Annotated in this window: 15 protein-coding genes and 1 pseudogene; 9 read left to right on the top strand and 7 right to left on the bottom strand. The window is 71.9% G+C overall.

The window, feature by feature from the left end; translation table 11 throughout:
- Positions 1-162: 162 nt before the first annotated feature.
- The 4 genes from ABEA87_RS07370 to ABEA87_RS07355 form a co-directional block, all read right to left on the bottom strand.
- A complete protein-coding gene (locus tag ABEA87_RS07370) occupies positions 163-504 on the bottom strand; it encodes an RNA polymerase-binding protein RbpA (protein WP_345627269.1) in 342 nt (113 codons plus the stop codon).
- A 137-nt stretch (positions 505-641) separates the two neighbouring features.
- On the bottom strand, positions 642-2,324 hold the full coding sequence (locus ABEA87_RS07365; RefSeq protein ID WP_345627267.1) for an acyl-CoA dehydrogenase family protein: 1,683 nt from the start codon (positions 2,322-2,324) through the stop codon (positions 642-644).
- A 149-nt stretch (positions 2,325-2,473) separates the two neighbouring features.
- The gene (locus tag ABEA87_RS07360; RefSeq protein ID WP_345627265.1) at positions 2,474-3,847 is read right to left on the bottom strand and encodes an MFS transporter; all 1,374 of its coding nucleotides are present in this window, start codon (positions 3,845-3,847) and stop codon (positions 2,474-2,476) included.
- Between the two features lie 16 nt (positions 3,848-3,863).
- Positions 3,864-4,682: a glycerophosphodiester phosphodiesterase family protein gene (locus ABEA87_RS07355; protein WP_345627370.1), complete on the bottom strand. Its 819-nt coding sequence runs from the start codon at positions 4,680-4,682 to the stop codon at positions 3,864-3,866.
- A gap of 222 nt (positions 4,683-4,904) precedes the next feature.
- Here ABEA87_RS07355 and ABEA87_RS07350 point away from each other — a divergent pair, with 222 nt between their 5' ends.
- Entirely contained in the window at positions 4,905-5,447 is a 543-nt protein-coding gene (locus ABEA87_RS07350; RefSeq protein ID WP_345627264.1) for a LuxR family transcriptional regulator, read from the top strand.
- A gap of 69 nt (positions 5,448-5,516) precedes the next feature.
- Here the strand turns inward: ABEA87_RS07350 and ABEA87_RS07345 are convergent, their stop codons facing one another.
- Positions 5,517-6,314 (bottom strand): lysophospholipid acyltransferase family protein, encoded by a 798-nt coding sequence (locus ABEA87_RS07345; protein WP_425570791.1) that lies wholly within the window; start codon positions 6,312-6,314, stop codon positions 5,517-5,519.
- A 174-nt stretch (positions 6,315-6,488) separates the two neighbouring features.
- Between ABEA87_RS07345 and ABEA87_RS07340 the strand changes: the two genes are divergently transcribed.
- Positions 6,489-7,895, top strand: a complete 1,407-nt coding sequence (locus ABEA87_RS07340; protein WP_345627261.1) for a cytochrome ubiquinol oxidase subunit I — start codon at positions 6,489-6,491, stop codon at positions 7,893-7,895.
- Positions 7,896-7,914: 19 nt separating this feature from the next.
- Positions 7,915-8,910, top strand: coding sequence for a cytochrome d ubiquinol oxidase subunit II (cydB, locus tag ABEA87_RS07335; RefSeq protein WP_345627260.1), 996 nt, complete (start codon positions 7,915-7,917; stop codon positions 8,908-8,910).
- Between the two features lie 149 nt (positions 8,911-9,059).
- On the opposite strand, the gene ABEA87_RS07330 is transcribed toward cydB, so the two are convergent.
- A complete protein-coding gene (locus ABEA87_RS07330; protein WP_345627259.1) occupies positions 9,060-9,785 on the bottom strand; it encodes a hypothetical protein in 726 nt (241 codons plus the stop codon).
- A 148-nt stretch (positions 9,786-9,933) separates the two neighbouring features.
- Between ABEA87_RS07330 and ABEA87_RS07325 the strand changes: the two genes are divergently transcribed.
- From ABEA87_RS07325 to ABEA87_RS07305, 5 genes and pseudogenes are all read left to right on the top strand, one after another.
- Positions 9,934-10,383: a helix-turn-helix transcriptional regulator gene (locus tag ABEA87_RS07325; RefSeq protein ID WP_345627257.1), complete on the top strand. Its 450-nt coding sequence runs from the start codon at positions 9,934-9,936 to the stop codon at positions 10,381-10,383.
- A gap of 5 nt (positions 10,384-10,388) precedes the next feature.
- Positions 10,389-10,799 carry a VOC family protein gene (locus ABEA87_RS07320; protein WP_345627255.1) on the top strand — a complete coding sequence of 137 codons (411 nt, stop codon included), beginning with the start codon at positions 10,389-10,391 and terminating at the stop codon, positions 10,797-10,799.
- A gap of 325 nt (positions 10,800-11,124) precedes the next feature.
- Positions 11,125-11,850, top strand: a complete 726-nt coding sequence (locus tag ABEA87_RS07315) for a hypothetical protein (RefSeq protein ID WP_345627253.1) — start codon at positions 11,125-11,127, stop codon at positions 11,848-11,850.
- A gap of 416 nt (positions 11,851-12,266) precedes the next feature.
- Positions 12,267-12,551, top strand: a complete 285-nt coding sequence (locus ABEA87_RS07310; protein WP_345627252.1) for a hypothetical protein — start codon at positions 12,267-12,269, stop codon at positions 12,549-12,551.
- Positions 12,518-12,952, top strand: a pseudogene (locus tag ABEA87_RS07305) (dihydrofolate reductase family protein); the annotation flags it as partial. The gene ABEA87_RS07310 and the pseudogene ABEA87_RS07305, both read left to right, overlap by 34 nt.
- Before the next feature lie 53 nt (positions 12,953-13,005).
- Here ABEA87_RS07305 and ABEA87_RS07300 read toward each other — a convergent pair.
- Positions 13,006-14,535: an MFS transporter gene (locus ABEA87_RS07300; RefSeq protein WP_345627251.1), complete on the bottom strand. Its 1,530-nt coding sequence runs from the start codon at positions 14,533-14,535 to the stop codon at positions 13,006-13,008.
- Positions 14,536-14,659: 124 nt separating this feature from the next.
- On the opposite strand from ABEA87_RS07300, the gene ABEA87_RS07295 reads away from it, so the two are divergent.
- Positions 14,660-15,391 (top strand): TetR/AcrR family transcriptional regulator, encoded by a 732-nt coding sequence (locus ABEA87_RS07295; protein WP_345627250.1) that lies wholly within the window; start codon positions 14,660-14,662, stop codon positions 15,389-15,391.
- Positions 15,392-15,900: the final 509 nt, after the last annotated feature.

Below are 15,900 nucleotides of genomic sequence, written 5' to 3'. Positions count from 1 at the left end.
CACCGTGCCCCAACCGGGCAGGTGGGCACGAGGGGTCGTGGAGGGCACGAAGGGTGACTGAGGGCACGAAGGGTGGCTCAGGTCACGAGGGGTGAGTAAGGGCACGGAAAAGCCGCCTGGAGCCGATCGGCTCCAGGCGGCTTCGCGTGTCGCGCGATCCGCTCAGATCCGGCCGCGCCGGGTCCGTACCTCTTCCAGCCGCTCGGCCAGGATGTCCTCCAGCTCCGCGATGGAACGCCGCTCCAGCAGCATGTCCCAGTGGGTACGCGGCGGCTTGGCCTTCTTCTGCTCCGGCTCGCTACCATCGACCAGGCGTGCCACGGTTCCGTCGAACTTGCACTCCCAGGTCGTCGGCACCTCGGCGTCCACGGCGAACGGCACCTCGAACTGGTGCCCGCGGGCGCAGAGGTATTCGCGGGTCTGTCGCGGAGCCAGCTCGGTGTTGCGGTCGGACTCGTAGCTGACTGCTCCGAGGCGGCTTCCGCGCAGCATGCGCTCGCCCATGATCGGCCTTTCCCCTTTCGGGTCTGTTGAGTCGGTACAGGGTGTAACGATGCGCTCAGTCTGACGATTCCCCGTCTAATCGTCAGACCTGTCCAGCCTAGCCCGCGTCGGCCGGCTTCTCCCAGTCAGCGGGCGTCTCAAAGGATCTCTACGTGCCGGTGGGCGTCCTCGGCGATGTCCTGCCCGGCCAACTGCTGGCGCGCCCACAGCTGCGCGGCCACCGCCGGGCCCTCCTCACCCCGCCCAGCACCGTACGCAGCGTGTTCGGCCAGCAACGCCGCGCTCAGCAGGACGCCCAACCGCAGGGCCAGGCCGCGGGCCCCGGCCACCGTCGCCGGTGCGGTCGGGTCCTTCGCCGCGTACCCGATCTGGTCGCGCGCCTGCGCCAGGCCGGTTTCGAGGATCCCGGCCAGGCGGGGCAGTCGGATTCCCGTCAGTTGCGCCGCGGCACCCACCCGGCCGGTCAGCTGCTCGACGCCCTCGTCGCGGCTCAGCGCCCGCAGCACGTCCAGGGACAGCACGTTGGTGGTGCCCTCCCAGATCGGCAGGACCTGGGCGTCACGCAGCAGGCGCGGGATGCCGGTGTCCTCGACGAACCCGGCGCCACCGAAGCATTCGAGGTATTCGCTGGCCGAGGCGACGGCCAGCTTCCCGGTCAGCAGCTTGGCCAGCGGCGCGACCAGTCGCAGCTCCGCCTCGGCGGCCGCGTCGGCGGCCACCTCGACCCGGCCCAGCAGGGTGAACGCGTGCGCGGCCAGGGCGTACGCGGCCTGGGCGTGCACCGCGAGGGTGCCCAGCGTGGCGCGGTGCAGCGGGTTGCCCGACAGCTGCCCGCCGGCCACCCGCCGCGCGCCGGCGTAGGCCCGCGCGTAGTCCAGGCCCCTGCGCATGCCGGCGGCCGCGGCGGCGGCGTTGTGCACCCGGGTGACCACGACCAGGGTCATCATCCGGTGCAGGCCCCCCTCGCCGGGCTCGCCGAGCGGCAGCGCGGACGCGTCGGTCAGGCCGATCTCGGCGGTGGGCACGGCCCGGGTGCCGAGCTTGTCCTTGAGCCGGTGCAGCGTGATGCCGGGTGCCGGGCCGCCGTCGGGTCCGAAGCGGGGGATGAGGAACGGGGCGAGGTTGCGGCTGCCCGGGCCGGCGCCGGCCGGGCGGGCCAGCGCGACGGCCATCGCGGAGTCGGCGGCTGAGCAGAACCACTTCTCCCCGGTGACCCGCCAGCCGTCACCGTCCCGGCGGGCCGAGGTGTCGGAGCGGGAGATGTCGGAGCCGCCCTGCGCCTCGGTCATCCACTGCCCGCTGGTGATCGCGGTGTCCGGGTCGGTGGAGATCAGCCCAGGTAGCCAGGAGTCGCGGACCGAGGCGTCGACGTCGGGGCGGCTCAGCAGCGCGGCGGCGCCGTCGCTCATCGCCACCGGGCAGCTGAAGGTGGCCGACTCCGGGCCGTACAGGTGCAGCAGGGCGTGCTGCACAACCCTGGCGTGCACCCCGAAGGACTGTCTTGCTTCAGGCAAGTAAGGCGTGGCGACCAGGGCGTGGGCGGCGGCGGCGCGGCGCTGGGCCTGCCAGCCGGGCGACGTGTCGATCGCGTCGATCCGGGCGCCCCACGCATCGTAGCGGCGCAGCACCGGCGGGTGGGCCTCCGCTTCGGCGTGCGCGTCGCGCAGCGTCGAGACCACCTGGGCGCCCAGCGCGGCGAGGCGCCCGGCCGCCGCGGCGTGGCCGTCGGGACCGAGGATCCGGTCGAGGTGGGAGCGCAGGACGTGGTCGGAGGCGTACGGGTCGCCGAGGGCCGGTACCGGCTGCACGAAACGGGACATGCCGCCAGTCTGGTTACCGGCCGGTACGTCCGCAAGGGCGCCCGAGCGCGCACCGGCGCCGGGCCCGCCCCGTTCGTGCCGGGCAACGGCGTCGGGGCCGGGTCTCGGCCGGGTGGCCCCGGTCGGGGGCGGACCGACCGGGGGCTGTCTCACAGCAGCCGGGGAGCGGCGTTGCCGGCCGCGATGACGGCCCGGCGCATCGGCACCGCCAGCAGCGCCACGAACCCGACCACGAAGAACACCAGCAGCGACACGATCGCCGCCCGGTAGGTGTGGGTGATCTGGTACGCCAGGCCGAACAGCAGCGGCCCCAGCCAGCTCGTCCCGTCGGAGGAGATCTCGTACAGGCCGAAGTACTCCGCCTCCTGCCCGTGCGGGATCAGCTGGCTGAACAGCGACCGGCTCAGCGCCTGGCTGCCGCCCAGCACGATGCCGATCAGGCAGCCCAGCAGCACGAACGGGATCGCCCGGCCGGCCGGCAGCAGGTACGCCAGGCCCAGCGCGACCACCCACACCACCAGGCTGCCCAGCACCGTGCGCTGCCCGCCGATCCGCGCCGCTACCCGGCCCATCGCCCAGGCCCCGAAGAACGCGAGGAACTGCACCAGCAGGATCGTCTCCACCCGTACCGACTGGGACAGGTGCAGCTGCTTGTCGGCGTACACGCCGGCCAGGGTGACCACGGTCTGGATGCCGTCGTTGTAGATCAGGTACGCGACCAGGAACAGCAGCGTCAGCCGGTAACCGGCCAGGTGGCGCAGGGTACGGCCGAGCTGGCGGAACCCGTCGGTGAGCACCGAGCCGTGCCGCTGCCCGGCCACGGCGGGCCGGTTGCGCAGCCGCACCAGCGGGATGGTGGTGAACGCCGCCCACCACAGCCCGGCCGACACCAGGCACCACCGGGCCACCAGCGACTCGTGCGCGTCGCCGCCGAACTGCACCGCGATCACGTTGAGGCCCAGCAGCAGCCCGCCGCCGATGTAGCCGATCGCCCAGCCGACGCTGGAGATGCGGTCGCGATCGTCGGGGCCGGCCAGCTGCGGCAGGAACGAGTTGTACACCACGTTGGTCGCGCCGTAGCAGATGTTGGCGAACAGGAACAGCAGCGCGCCGAGCAGGTACCGGTCACCGGTGACGAACACCAGCGCGACGGTGGCCGCGGCGCCGAGGTACGTGAACAGCGCCAGCAGCTGCTTCTTACGGGCGGACCGGTCGGCCACGGCGCCGACCACCGGCAGGATGAACACGGTCAGCAGCACCGACAGCGAGACGGTGTAGGCGAACAGGGAACCGGCGGCCACCGGGATGCCCAGCGGGTGCACCCGACCGTGCGCGTCGGCCGCGTTGTCGGCGACCGACCCCAGGTACGGGCCGAGGAACACGGTCACCACGGTGGTGGCGAACGCCGAGTTGGCCCAGTCGTAGAAGTACCAGCCGGTGCGTTCGCGCCGGTCGGAGCGTGGCGGGTCCGGCGTGGGCGGTGCGAGGTGGTCGCCGGTGGGTGCGGTGGACTCGGCGGTCATGTCGTGGTCCCCGGGCTCAGGCGGGCGGCCAGTGGCCGCGTTGGGTGTAGACGTCGCGCAGCACGTCGATGTGATCGGTCATGATGCCATCCACCCCGAGATCCAGTAACTCGTGCATCCGTTTCGCGTCGTCGATCGTCCAGACGTGCACCTGCAGGCCCAGCCGGTGGGCGTAGCGCACGAAGCGGCGGTCCACCAGCCGCAGCCCGCCGGCCGTCGGCGGCACCTGGGCCGCGGCCACGCCCTGGGTGGCCCGGGTGGCGCCGCGGCCCAGGCGGGACGCGGCGAACAGGGTGGCCGCCGCCCGGGTACCGAGCGAGGTGGCCAGCGTCGGGCCGAGTTCGGCGCGCAGCCGGGCGGTACGGGCGTCGGCGAACGCGGCCAGCAGCACCCGGTCCAGGGCGCCGGTACGGCGTACCACCTCGACGACCGGGGTGATCGCGGCGTCGCACTTGACGTCGATGTTGAACCGCACCGTCGGCCACGCGGCGATGACCTCCTCCAGCCGGGGCACGACCGGGTCGCCGTCGACCTGGATGCTGGCCAGGTCGGCGTAGCGCAGCGCGTCGACCCGGGCGTCGCGGCCGAAGATCCGGTGCAGGGTGTCGTCGTGGAACACCACCGCGACCCCGTCGGAGGTGGCCTGCACGTCGGTCTCCACGTAGCGGTAGCCCATCGCCACGGCCCGGCCGAAGGCCTCCACGGTGTTCTCGTCGCCCTGCGCCGCCCCGCCGCGATGGGCGAAGGCCAGCGGGGTGGGCGCGTCCAGAAAGGGGTAGCGGACGTTCACGAGCCGCACCTTACCGACCCCGACCGGCAGTAGGGTGTCGCACATGCGGGCGCTGGGTATCCATTCCGGTACGCCGACCACCGCGGCCGCCGTGGCGCCGCGCGGGTGGGGGCCGCCGGCACCGCGCACCGGCGAGCCGACCCGCGGGATCGCTGGACAGCCTGCCATCTGTCGCGAGACGGTGGAGACGCACATCCACTCGGGAACGCGTGGGATCGTCGCGTGTACCCGGGTGGAGGCTGCAACCGTCGCCCTGGAGGTTCTCGGATGAGTACCCCCCGCTACGTGGTCCCCACGGGCAACGAGGCGGTCAGCGCACTGCGCCGGCTCGCCCGCGCTGGCTGGCGCACCCGGGAGGGATTCGTGCTGGCGGAGCCGGCCTGCGATCTGACCGTGATGCGGCTGGTGCTCTACGGCCGGGTGGCCGACCTGGACACCGCGCAGCTGGCCGTGGCCGCCGCCAGCCGGGGCGCCGGGGTGGTCGCCATCGCGGACATCACCAGTGAGGTGGGGCGGGCACTGCTGGCCGACCTGGGCCGGCTCGGGCCGGTCATCCGGGACCCCGAGGCCGACGTCGGCAACGGCGAGTCCATCCTCGCGGTGCCCGAGCCGACCAGCCTGCTGCCCGAGCAGCGGGCCCTGCTGGAGCGGCTGGCCAACGGCGAGACGATCGCGGCCGCGGCGGCGGCGGAGTACCTGTCGCTGCGCACCGCGAACCGGCGCATCGCGCAGGCCCGCCAGACGCTGGGCGTGCGCACCACCCGGGAGGCGGTGCTGGCGTTCCTGCGTCAGCGCAGGCCCAGCAGCTGAGGATCCGCACCCGGCCGGGCGGGCTGGCCGGTAACTGAAGCACACCGGTGACCGGGCGGGTGCGGGGCCTCAGCGCGGCCGGGTGCGGGACCGGGCGGTGGACAGCGGGCGGTTCGGGTCGACCCAGGCGGGCAGTTCCGGCTCGTCGGGGCGCAGCGCGGCCAACTGCTCGGTCAGCGCCGCCATGATCTGGTCGGTCGCCTGCGGCACGCGGGTGCCGGTCAGGTCCAGCGGCTCGGCGAAGTGGACCCGGATGACCGGGCGGTGTACCAGCGCCCACAGCAGCCGTCCGACCAGGCCGCGCGGCGCGCCCCACGGCGCGAGCAGGTGCGCGCCCCACTGCGCCACCGGCACCACCGGCGCCCCGGTGTCGTGGGCCAGCCGGGCCAGTCCGGTGCGGCCCCGCTCCGGCCAGCCGCCGGGATCCAGGGTGATCCGGCCCTCGGGGTAGGCCAGCAGCGCCGAGCCCTGGTCCAGGGCGGCCCGGGCGGCCGGCAGCGCGGCGGTCACGTCGACCCGGCGCCGGTCCACCCGGATCTGCCCGCTGCGGCGCAGCACGGGGCCGAGTACGGGGGCCCGGAACAGTCCACCGGTGGCCATGATGCGTGGCGCGACGCGGCGTACCCGGCAGGCGGCCATGAGCACCACCGGGTCGGCGGCGCCGATGTGGTTGGCGGCCAGGATCACCGGCGCCCCGGCCAGCGGCTGGGCGCCGGTGACCCGCAGCCGGCACACCGGCAGCAGCGCGACGCGCGAGGCCAGCAGCAGGCCCCGCCACAGCAGGGGCGCCCGCCACGGCGTCACCCCACCATTCGGCCCGGACGGCGGCGCCCCCTCGGCGGCGGCCGGGCCCGGCGCCAGCGGCATCGACGGGGACGGGGACGGTGGCTCGGGCGCGGAGGGCGGCGGGCCGGGCGCGCTCACGCCGGCACCCCCGGCAGTGGCCCACGGCACATCGGGGGGCCGGGGCGGGGGAGAGCACCCACCGGCGGGATACGTTGGTTGCCTACATGTAGCGAGGATAGAGATGAGGCGATCACGGTGAACTCCCTCGACGTCTCCCGGTGGCAGTTCGGTATCACCACCGTGTACCACTTCCTGTTCGTACCGCTGACCATCGGCCTTTCTTTCCTGGTGGCCGGCATGCACACCGCCTGGGTACGCACCGGTCACCCCCGGTGGTACCAGCTGACCCGCCTCTACGGGCAGCTGTTCCTCATCAACATCGCCATGGGGGTGGTCACCGGCATCGTGCAGGAGTTCCAGCTCGGCATGAACTGGAGCGACTACTCCCGGTTCGTCGGCGACGTCTTCGGCGCCCCACTGGCGCTGGAGGGGATGGTCGCCTTCTTCCTCGAATCGACCTTCATCGGCCTGTGGGTCTTCGGCTGGGACCGGCTACCACGCCGGCTGCACCTGGCCACCATCTGGATCACCGCGACCGGAAGCCTGCTGTCCGCCTACTTCATCCTGGCCGCCAACTCCTGGATGCAGCACCCCGTCGGGTACCGCATCGACCCGGCCACCGGCCGCGCACAGCTCACCGACTTCGTCGCCGTACTGACCAACAAGGTCGCGCTGATCACCCTCGCGCACACCCTGGCCGGAGCGTTCCTCGCCGCCGGCGCTCTGGTCACCGCGGTCGGCCTGTGGCGGCTGATCCGCCGTACCGGCGACGCGCACGACACCCCCGCGATGCGCACCGCGGTACGCCTCGGCGGCTGGACCACCCTGGCCTCCGGCGCCGCGCTCGCCCTCACCGGCGACACCCAAGGCAAGATCATGACCAGCGTGCAGCCGATGAAGATGGCCGCCGCCGAGGCGCTCTACCACACCGCCACGCCGGCCCCGTTCTCCGTGCTGACCATCGGCTCCCTGGACGGCAGCCACCCGATCCTGTCGCTGGAACTGCCCCGCCTGCTGTCCTTCCTGGCCACCGGCAGCTTCAGCGGCACGGTCCAGGGCATCGACAACCTCCAGGCCCAGTACACGGCGCTGTACGGACCCGGCTCCTACGCCCCCATCATCCCGGCCACCTACTGGAGCTTCCGACTCATGATCGGCGTCGGGATGCTCGCCATGCTCACCGCCGCCTGGGGCCTCTACAGCACCCGTCGCGGCCGGACCCCCTCCTCGAAGTGGCTGCTGCGCGCCGCCGCCGTCACCCCGCTGCTGCCACTGCTCGGCGGCGTCTTCGGCTGGATCTTCACCGAGGTGGGCCGCCAACCCTGGATCGTGTTCGGCCAGCTGCGCACCGCCGACGGCGTCTCGCCCGGCGTGTCGACCGCCGACGTGATCACCTCACTGACCCTGTTCACCCTGCTCTACGCGGTGCTGGCCGTCATCGAGGTCCGGCTGGTGCTGCGCGGCGCCCGCGCCCCGTTGCCCGACCCGGCCGCACCCGGCGAACCCGCCGACGACGAACCGCCGCTGGCGTTCGCGTACTGAACCGAGGGGAGCGCACACCATGCACCTGCCCACCGCCTGGTTCGCCGTCATCGCGTTCCTGTGGACCGGCTACTTCGTACTCGAAGGCTTCGACTTCGGGGTCGGCATGCTGCTGCCCGTGCTGGCCCGCGACCAGGATCAGCGCGGCACCATGCTGCACACCATCGCGCCGCTGTGGGACGGCAACGAGGTGTGGGTCATCACCGCCGTCGGCGCCACCTTCGCCGCGTTCCCCGACTGGTACGCCAGCCTGCTGTCCGGCTTCTACCTGCCGCTGCTACTGATCATCCTTGCCCTGATCGTGCGCGGCGTCGGCCTGGAGTACCGCGGCAAACGCGACGAGCCGTCCTGGCGCCGCCGCGCCGACGCGGCCATCACCGTCGGCTCCCTGCTGCCCGCCCTGGGCTGGGGCGCCATCTTCGCCGCGATGGTGCGTGGCGTGCCGCTGGACGCCGCGCACACCGACACCGGGGCAGCGGGCGGACTGCTGCACCCGTTCGTGCTGCTGGGCGCGGTGTGCACGCTGGCCCTGTTCGCCACCCACGGCGCGATCTTCCTGGCCCTCAAGACCGGCGGCGCGCCGCGCGAGCGGGCCCGCCGGCTGGCCCTGCGACTCGGACCGGCCGCCGCCGCGCTCCTGGCGGCCTACCTGGGCTGGACGCTGCACCTGCGCTACACCCCGGTCGCGGCGATCCTGGCCGCCGCCGCGGTGGCCTGCCTGTGCGGGGCGCTGCTGGCCACCGTCCGCGGCCGGGACGGCTGGGCGTTCACCGGCGCCGCCGCCACCATCGTCTTGACCATGGCGGCACTGTTCGGCACGCTCTACCCGGACCTGCTGCCCTCCACCATCGACCCGGCCAACAGCCTCACCGTGACCAACGCCGCGTCCAGCCCCTACACCCTGAAGATCATGACCTGGGCGGCGGCGGTGTTCACCCCGGTCGTGCTGCTCTACCAGGCGTGGACCTACTGGGTGTTCCGCAAGCGGATCATGGTCCCGGCCCCACCCCACTAGGCCCGGCACAATCCCCGAGCCGGCCCGCCACCACGGCCCGCCACCACGATTGGCGCGGCGGGCCGGCTCGCGGATCGGGACTGTGGGGGACCGGGGGACCGGTGCCGGTCCGCCGGGCGCGGACCGGCCCACCTCCGGGCGCGAGCGCCCTACGACGCGTCGCCCAGCTCGGCCAGCTTCGCCTCGATCTCGGCCAGCTCGGCGCGCAGCCGGTCCGCCTGGTGCTGCGCCTCGGTCCGCTCGGCGGACACGATCTGCTCGACCGCCTCCTGCACGCCGGGCACGTCCAGCAGCCCGACCATCTTCAGCGCCTCGGCGGGCTTGATGAGGTAGGGCTTGGCGAGCACCTTGGCACCCTGCTGCGCGGCCACCGTCCACTCACCCTCGGCGTAGGCCAGGGTCACCGTCAGCCCGGTCTGCGGCTTGGGTTTGGCCTGCTTGACGGCCTTACGCGCCGGCTTGGCCGCCTCCACCGGCTCGCCGGCGGGGGAGTCCGACTCGGCGGGGGAGTCCGACTGCTCGTCCACGGTAGGCATCGACATCGTTGACTTCTCCTCTCGGGGGGCCGGGGCCGGCGGATCGGCCAGCTTGAACTCCGGCTCGGGCTTGGCCGCCGCCTTGCGGGGCGGGTTTTTTGGCGCGATGGCCAGGTCGACGGGGGAGAACGGCAACTCGTCACGGCCGAACCGGACCACCAGAAAATCCTCGCTGCCGTCCGGATCGGTCAACTCCACGACCTGCCCGATCTGCCCCGCGATCTGCCCGGCGGACTCGGTGAACACCACCTTGGGCCGGCGCCCGGCGGCGAGGCTGTCACGGATCGAGTCGACGTCCTGCGTGGACAGACCGCGGGCGGCGGTTGGCGCGGTGCTCATCGCATCCCTCCGAACACTAGTTTGATTCAAGATTCCTACCAGTCGCCTGTGACACTTCCTCACGACACCCCGGTGAACATTCGCCGCCGGGCCGGGGCACCCGGGCCAGGCTGGGCAACTCCGCGACCGTCGTGGCACGATTCGGCGGGTGACCAGCAGACTCGACCCAGCGCGGCACCTGCGCGACCTGGTGCTGCTGCGGCGCGTCCGAGACCGGATCGACCGCGAGTACGCGCAGCCACTGGACGTCGAGGCGCTGGCCCGGGGCGTGAACCTGTCGGCCGGGCACCTCAGCCGCGAATTCCGCAAAGCCTACGGCGAGTCGCCGTACGGCTACCTGATGACGCGGCGGATCGAGCGCGCGATGGCGCTGCTACGCCGTGGCGACCTCAGCGTCACCGAGGTCTGCTTCGCGGTCGGCTGCGCGTCGCTGGGCACCTTCAGCACCCGCTTCACCGAACTCGTCGGCGTGCCGCCCAGCGTCTACCGGCGCCAGGCCTCGGACGCGACAGCGGAATTGCCGTCGTGTGTGGCCAAACAGGTGACCAGGCCGATCAGGAATCGAGAAGCGCCGGCGGCCGGCCCACCCGTAGCGTGAACGCCATGGACCTCAGCATTCACGGGACCTTCCTGGCGCACAACGACCCGGACGCGGCCCTGGCCTTCTATCGCGACATCCTCGGCTTCGAGGTCCGCAACGACGTCGGACGCGGCGGGATGCGCTGGATCACGGTCGGCCCGGTGGGCCAGCCCGGCACCTCGATCGTGCTGCACCCGCCCGGCGCCGACCCGGGCGTCACCGACGACGAGCGGCGCACCATCGCCGAGATGATGGCCAAGGGGACCTACGGCATCATGACACTGGCCACCACCGATCTCGACGACACGTTCGAACGGCTGGAGGCCGGCGGTGCCGAGGTTGTCCAGGAACCGACCGAGCAGCCCTACGGCGTGCGCGACTGCGCCTTCCGGGACCCGGCCGGCAACCTGATCCGGATCAACGAAATCCGCTGAGGCGGCCGCGGCGCCGTACTCCCGCCGCACTTCCGTCCCGATTCGATAATGCACATTATGTCAACCTGAGAGAATGACACTCCGCCCCGCCGGGTTGGCCGCGCTGTTCCTTCTCAAATAACTTGAGGCATCCCACACCGGGAGAAGCCCGATCGGACACGGAAACGTCCTCGTGCGACGCCGCAACCGCTGACGTCACGCCCTCCGCTGCAGATGTGTACGCGACCACCGTCGACGACCTTGCCCTTACCTTCGACTACCCCAGCTTCGGGTTCCAGGTCGACCAGGGCGGAACCGATACCTGCATGGAACCGGAAGGTCCGTGATGCTCGACGAGCTGCCCGCCCTGCGTACCGCCACCGAGGCCTACCGCGCCGCGGCGGCGGGCGCCGGGCTTGCCTGGCCCGACCTCCCGGCCCCGACCCGTCGGCAGCCGCCCGAGGTGGTCTACCGCGCCTTCGAGGTGGACCACGTGGCCGAAGAACTGGTCTGGCTGGAGTCCCAGGGTTGGGACTCGCGGCGCATCTTCCCCGACAGCGCGTGGCTCCAACCCTGGCCGACCGAGGCCGACCCGTCGCTGCGCTACCTGTCCTTCGCGATCGGCACACCGTTTCCCTGGCGGCACCAGCTGCCGCTGTTCATCTGCCAGGACGTCACCTACACGTTCGTGCTTGCCGGCGAGTACGAGGGCGAGATCTGGCGCTTCGAATCCGACCCCGACACCTGGGGTACGGTCCGCGCCGCCACCAGCCTCGCCGCCCTGTTCACCGAGTGGACCAGAGGTATCGAGGCCGGTGTGGTCCGCGACACCGGCGACGGTGGCGGACTACAGGTCGGCGATGGAGTCAACGATCCGCTCGACGTGCTCCTGGACCAGGCGCCGGACCTCGACCCGTTCGCCTTTCCGGTCGCGTCCATCGGCAACGAGCCGCTGCTGCGCGACCGGCAGCGCGAATGCGGCGTCGACATGGACTGCATCGACCGCGGCGAAGACTGCCACGAGGAGCTGGCGGACGCCATCGAGGCCGTTCGTACCTCCCTTCGCGGATAGTCCGGTCTGGTCTGCACCAGCACCACCCGCTCTCGGTTGTCGATGCGAGCGGCCCCTCCTCGGCGAAGTCCGGTTCGGCCTCGATCGGCGGCTACGGCTCGGACATCGCCACGATCCCGACCGCCTCGCCTACGGCCCGGACGTCACCTACCTGGCCCTCCTCGCACCGTTCCGGATGGTGCAGATCGGCTGCCGGCAGAAGAAAACATCAGGGTCGCCACCCTGACGCGCCCGACCGGTATTCGCCGCATGCTGTGCGACCGACAGCTTCGGTGCCGACACTGCGGGGAGCGAACTATGAACAGGAACAAGGCGGTACACCAGGCGGACGGCCAACTGGTCCGCCACGGCCGGCCCACCACCCCGTTCGTGCGGCCAGCTTCGCCTCCTGGGTCCGGCGGCGCCGCACCGCCGCGATGCTGACCCAGGAGGACCTGGCCACGCTCACCACCGTCTCCGTCCGTACCATCCGCATCATCGAGGCGGGACACGGCGCACGAGCCCAGACGCTGCGGCTGCTCGTGAGCAGTCTGACCGGCGCAGACGTCGCCACGGCCGAGCGGGTCCGGCCGCTGCTGCCCGGCACGGCCGGCGCCGCGGTGCTGATCACCTCCCGTGGCCGTCTCGCTGAGCTGGCCGTCCGCACGAGCGCGCGCGTTCGTCGCGCCGGAGCTGGTTCGAGCGCACCGGCGCGAGCGTGATGGGCAAGCGCATGTTCGACGCCGGCGAGCAGGCGTGGCCGGAGGAGGCGCCGTTCCACACGCCGGTCTTCGTCGTGACGCACGAGAAGCGTGAACCTTGGCAGCGGGCGGGCGGAACCACCTTCCACTTCGTCAACGACGGCATCGAGCCCGCGCTCGACCAGGCCCGCGAGGTCGCCGGTGACCGGGACGTCCGCATCGCGGGCGGCGGCGCGACGATCCTGGAGTACGTGAACGCCGGCCTGATCGACGAGTTCGCGATCGCGCTCTCACCCGTGCTGTTCGGCTCCGGAATCCGCCTGTTCGAGGGCGTGGACGCGGGCCGCGTGGCTTTGGAGCCGGTCCGCGCGGAGCCGACGCGGCGGGTGACCCACCTGACCTACGCGGTCCGGGAACGGTAACTGTCTCGACCTCAGCGCTCCCCCGCCGAGGTCGGCGGCAAGGAGGCTCTGGCCTACAGCCGGCTCGCGTCGGGCTCGGGCGCAGGTACCGGCGCCGGTTCGGCGGCCGGTTTGGGCTTCGGCCGGAGTACCGCGACCGCGAGGAGAACGGCGGCGACCCCACCGACCACCCCGACGATGGACGCGATCGACATGGCGCTGACGAAGGCTTCCCGGGCGGCGTGCGCCAGCCCCGTGTCGCCGGTGGCCGCGGCGATGGCCAGGGCCTCGCCGATCGAGTGCCGGGCCGGCCCGGTGACGTCGTGCGGCATCGCCGCGGAGTAGGCGGCGGTCAGCACGCTGCCCAGGATGGCCACGCTCAGCGCCTGGCCGACCTGCTGAACGGTGTCGTTGACCGCCGACCCGACACCGGCCCGATCTGGCGGCAGCGCGCCGAGCAGGGTGCCGTACAGGCCCGGCCCCGCCGTGCCGCTGCCCGCGCCGATGACCACCAGTGCCACGACGAGCTTCCCGTACCCGTCGGTCGGCGAGAGGGTGGCCAGTACCCCGAAGCCGACCGCCAGCAGCCCGAGCCCGATGCCGGCCGCGGCCCGTACCCCGAGCCTCTTGTCCACCAGCACGCCGACCCCGTTGAACACGATCGCGGCGGCGAGCAGCGGCGCTAGGGCGAATCCGGCCCGCAGCGGGGTGAATCCGAGGACGAACTGGAGGTACTGGGTCAGCGCGAGCATCACCCCGCCCGCCGCGAACGACAGCAGCACGACCGACAGGCTCGCGCCGGAGAAGTTCCGGTTGCCGAACAGCGCCATCGGCAGCATCGGGTGTGTGCAGTGCCGTTCCCACACGGCGAACAGGGTCAGCATCACCACCGCCGCACCGAATCCGCCCAGCGTCTGCGGCGAGCCCATCCCGTCCTTACCGGCGTTGATGACGCCCCAGACCAGGGAGGTCATGCCCACTATGGACAGCAGCGCGCCGATCGGGTCCGGTTTCGTCGCGGGGCCGCGCGACTCGGGGATGATGGCCAGCGCGGCGATGATGCCCAGCGCGGCGATCGGCACGTTGAGCAGGAACACCGAGCCCCACCAGAAGTGGGCGAGCAGCAGGCCGCCGAGGGTGGGGCCGCCGACCGCGCCGAGCGTGAGCACCGAGCTCCAGATGGCGATGGCCTTCTTGCGCTCGCTGTCGTCGAAGATCGTGGTGAGGATCGACAGGGTGCCCGGCATCAGGAACGCGCCGCCGATGCCCATCAGCGCCCGGGTCGCGATGAGCTGGCCGGGGCTGTGGGAGAAGGAGGCGGCCAGTGAGGCGCCGCCGAACACGATCAGACCGATGATCAGACCGCGGCGGCGGCCGTGCCGGTCGGACAGGCTGCCGGCGGTGAGCAGCAGTCCGGCGAACACCAGGATGTACGCGTCGATCATCCACTGAATGTCGGAGTTGCTGGCGTGCAGGTCGCGGATCAGTGTGGGGATGGCCACGTTGAGCACCGTGTTGTCCACGACCAGCACGAGCAGGCTCAGGCACAGCACACCGAGGATCACCCAGCGCCGTGGGTGAGCCGTGGGAGTTGGTGCTGACATGACGGAACGCACCCTTCGCTAGCACGTTGTCCAGTTCGCTCGAACAAAGTACCACGGGGGTGAACTTAGTTCGAGAGTCGGTAGAGTCGTACGCAGTACCAACCTTCGGACGGAGAACACGCGCATGCCAGGAGCCAGCAACCCGATCGCCGGCTCGGTCTGGGTCCGCCCCAGCCGCTCCCGCGGCGGCCAGCCCACGCTCAACCGCGAGCAGATCGTGAAAGCCACCGTCGAACTGCTCGACGAACTGGGGCTGGGCGGCCTGACCATGCGCAGGCTCGGTGCCAAACTCGGCGCCGGGGCGACGTCGCTGTACTGGTACGTGTCGAACAAGGACGACCTGCTGGAGTTGGCCATCGACGAGGTGATGGCCGAGGTCGAGATCCCGGACCTGACGCAGGCCGGCTGGCGGGAGTCGGCAGCCGCGCTCTCCCGAGGGATTCGCTCGATGATCCTTGCGCACCCGTGGTTCACCGGCCTGCTGGGCACCACGCCCAACATCGGCCCCAACGCGATGCGTGCCACCGATCGCTCGATCGCGGTCCTCACGGCCGCGGGCTTCTCCGGCATGGACCTGGGGTACGTGAGCCAGATGCTGATCTGCCACGCGATCGGCGCGGCAACGGTGGAGGCGGCGTGGCGCAAAAACGCGGCGACCCAGGTGAGCGTGACGGAGATGGCCAAGTCGCTGTCGGAGTATTACGAGCGGGACCACGCCGCGAAGTACCCGAACTACGTGGCCTGGTGGGAGGAGAACCGGTCGCTGGACGTCGACAAGATGCAGCAGGACAGCTTCGAGTTCGGGCTGGAGCGGCTGCTGGACGGCCTGGCGGTCTGGCTCGAACGCCCGACGTGACGCGGACCGGTCCGAGCCAAGCGGCACGTTGGCGCGTACCCGCGGCCGCGGCGGCGTGCGAGCCGTCGCACAGCCGCAGCCGCAGCAGCTGCGGCACGGCCCGTTCGTCGCCGTGCCGGGCCAGTACCCGCGCCGCGCGGTCGCGGACCACGGGTTTGCGGGTCGTCGCAGGCGACGATGGCCGCGTCGACGACGCGGGGATCGCCTGTGGCGGGCGATGCGGTGAACCTTGGCGATCCCCGTCACCGGATTGAACCGCAATCGTCGCCACCGTGGTGTGCCCCGACCGGACGGTCCGCGCGTGGCCCCTTTCCGGAGACCGGAATTTGACGATAGTCGCGACCTGCCCGCATTGACCGGAAAAATCGATCGGGGTATGTTGATTTTTCGATATTCCGCTAGGCCCGCCGCGCGTGGCTGGATTGCCCATCGGGTGAGAACGGTCGATTGACCGCCGTTTCCACCGCTGCCCACGCGCGTTCGATCGCCGGCGCGGCCACCCGGAGCCC

This window comes from Rugosimonospora acidiphila (assembly GCF_039543385.1).
Lineage (GTDB): Bacteria > Actinomycetota > Actinomycetes > Mycobacteriales > Micromonosporaceae > Rugosimonospora > Rugosimonospora acidiphila.
This window is presented reverse-complemented; position numbering and strand designations above follow the sequence as displayed.

What these genes read in the sequence shown, in the direction of transcription:
- ABEA87_RS07365 (WP_345627267.1), bottom strand. Translation starts at nt 2,324, where the DNA reads ATGTCCCGTTTCGTGCAGCCGGTACCGGCCCTCGGCGACCCGTACGCC.
- ABEA87_RS07315 (WP_345627253.1), top strand. Translation starts at nt 11,125, where the DNA reads ATGCTCGACGAGCTGCCCGCCCTGCGTACCGCCACCGAGGCCTACCGC.
- ABEA87_RS07330 (WP_345627259.1), bottom strand. Translation starts at nt 9,785, where the DNA reads ATGAGCACCGCGCCAACCGCCGCCCGCGGTCTGTCCACGCAGGACGTC.
- ABEA87_RS07360 (WP_345627265.1), bottom strand. Translation starts at nt 3,847, where the DNA reads ATGACCGCCGAGTCCACCGCACCCACCGGCGACCACCTCGCACCGCCC.
- ABEA87_RS07345 (WP_425570791.1), bottom strand. Translation starts at nt 6,314, where the DNA reads ATGCCGCTGGCGCCGGGCCCGGCCGCCGCCGAGGGGGCGCCGCCGTCC.
- ABEA87_RS07310 (WP_345627252.1), top strand. Translation starts at nt 12,267, where the DNA reads ATGCTGACCCAGGAGGACCTGGCCACGCTCACCACCGTCTCCGTCCGT.
- cydB (WP_345627260.1), top strand. Translation starts at nt 7,915, where the DNA reads ATGCACCTGCCCACCGCCTGGTTCGCCGTCATCGCGTTCCTGTGGACC.
- ABEA87_RS07350 (WP_345627264.1), top strand. Translation starts at nt 4,905, where the DNA reads ATGAGTACCCCCCGCTACGTGGTCCCCACGGGCAACGAGGCGGTCAGC.
- ABEA87_RS07295 (WP_345627250.1), top strand. Translation starts at nt 14,660, where the DNA reads ATGCCAGGAGCCAGCAACCCGATCGCCGGCTCGGTCTGGGTCCGCCCC.
- ABEA87_RS07300 (WP_345627251.1), bottom strand. Translation starts at nt 14,535, where the DNA reads ATGTCAGCACCAACTCCCACGGCTCACCCACGGCGCTGGGTGATCCTC.
- ABEA87_RS07370 (WP_345627269.1), bottom strand. Translation starts at nt 504, where the DNA reads ATGGGCGAGCGCATGCTGCGCGGAAGCCGCCTCGGAGCAGTCAGCTAC.
- ABEA87_RS07355 (WP_345627370.1), bottom strand. Translation starts at nt 4,682, where the DNA reads ATGTGCGACACCCTACTGCCGGTCGGGGTCGGTAAGGTGCGGCTCGTG.
- ABEA87_RS07320 (WP_345627255.1), top strand. Translation starts at nt 10,389, where the DNA reads ATGGACCTCAGCATTCACGGGACCTTCCTGGCGCACAACGACCCGGAC.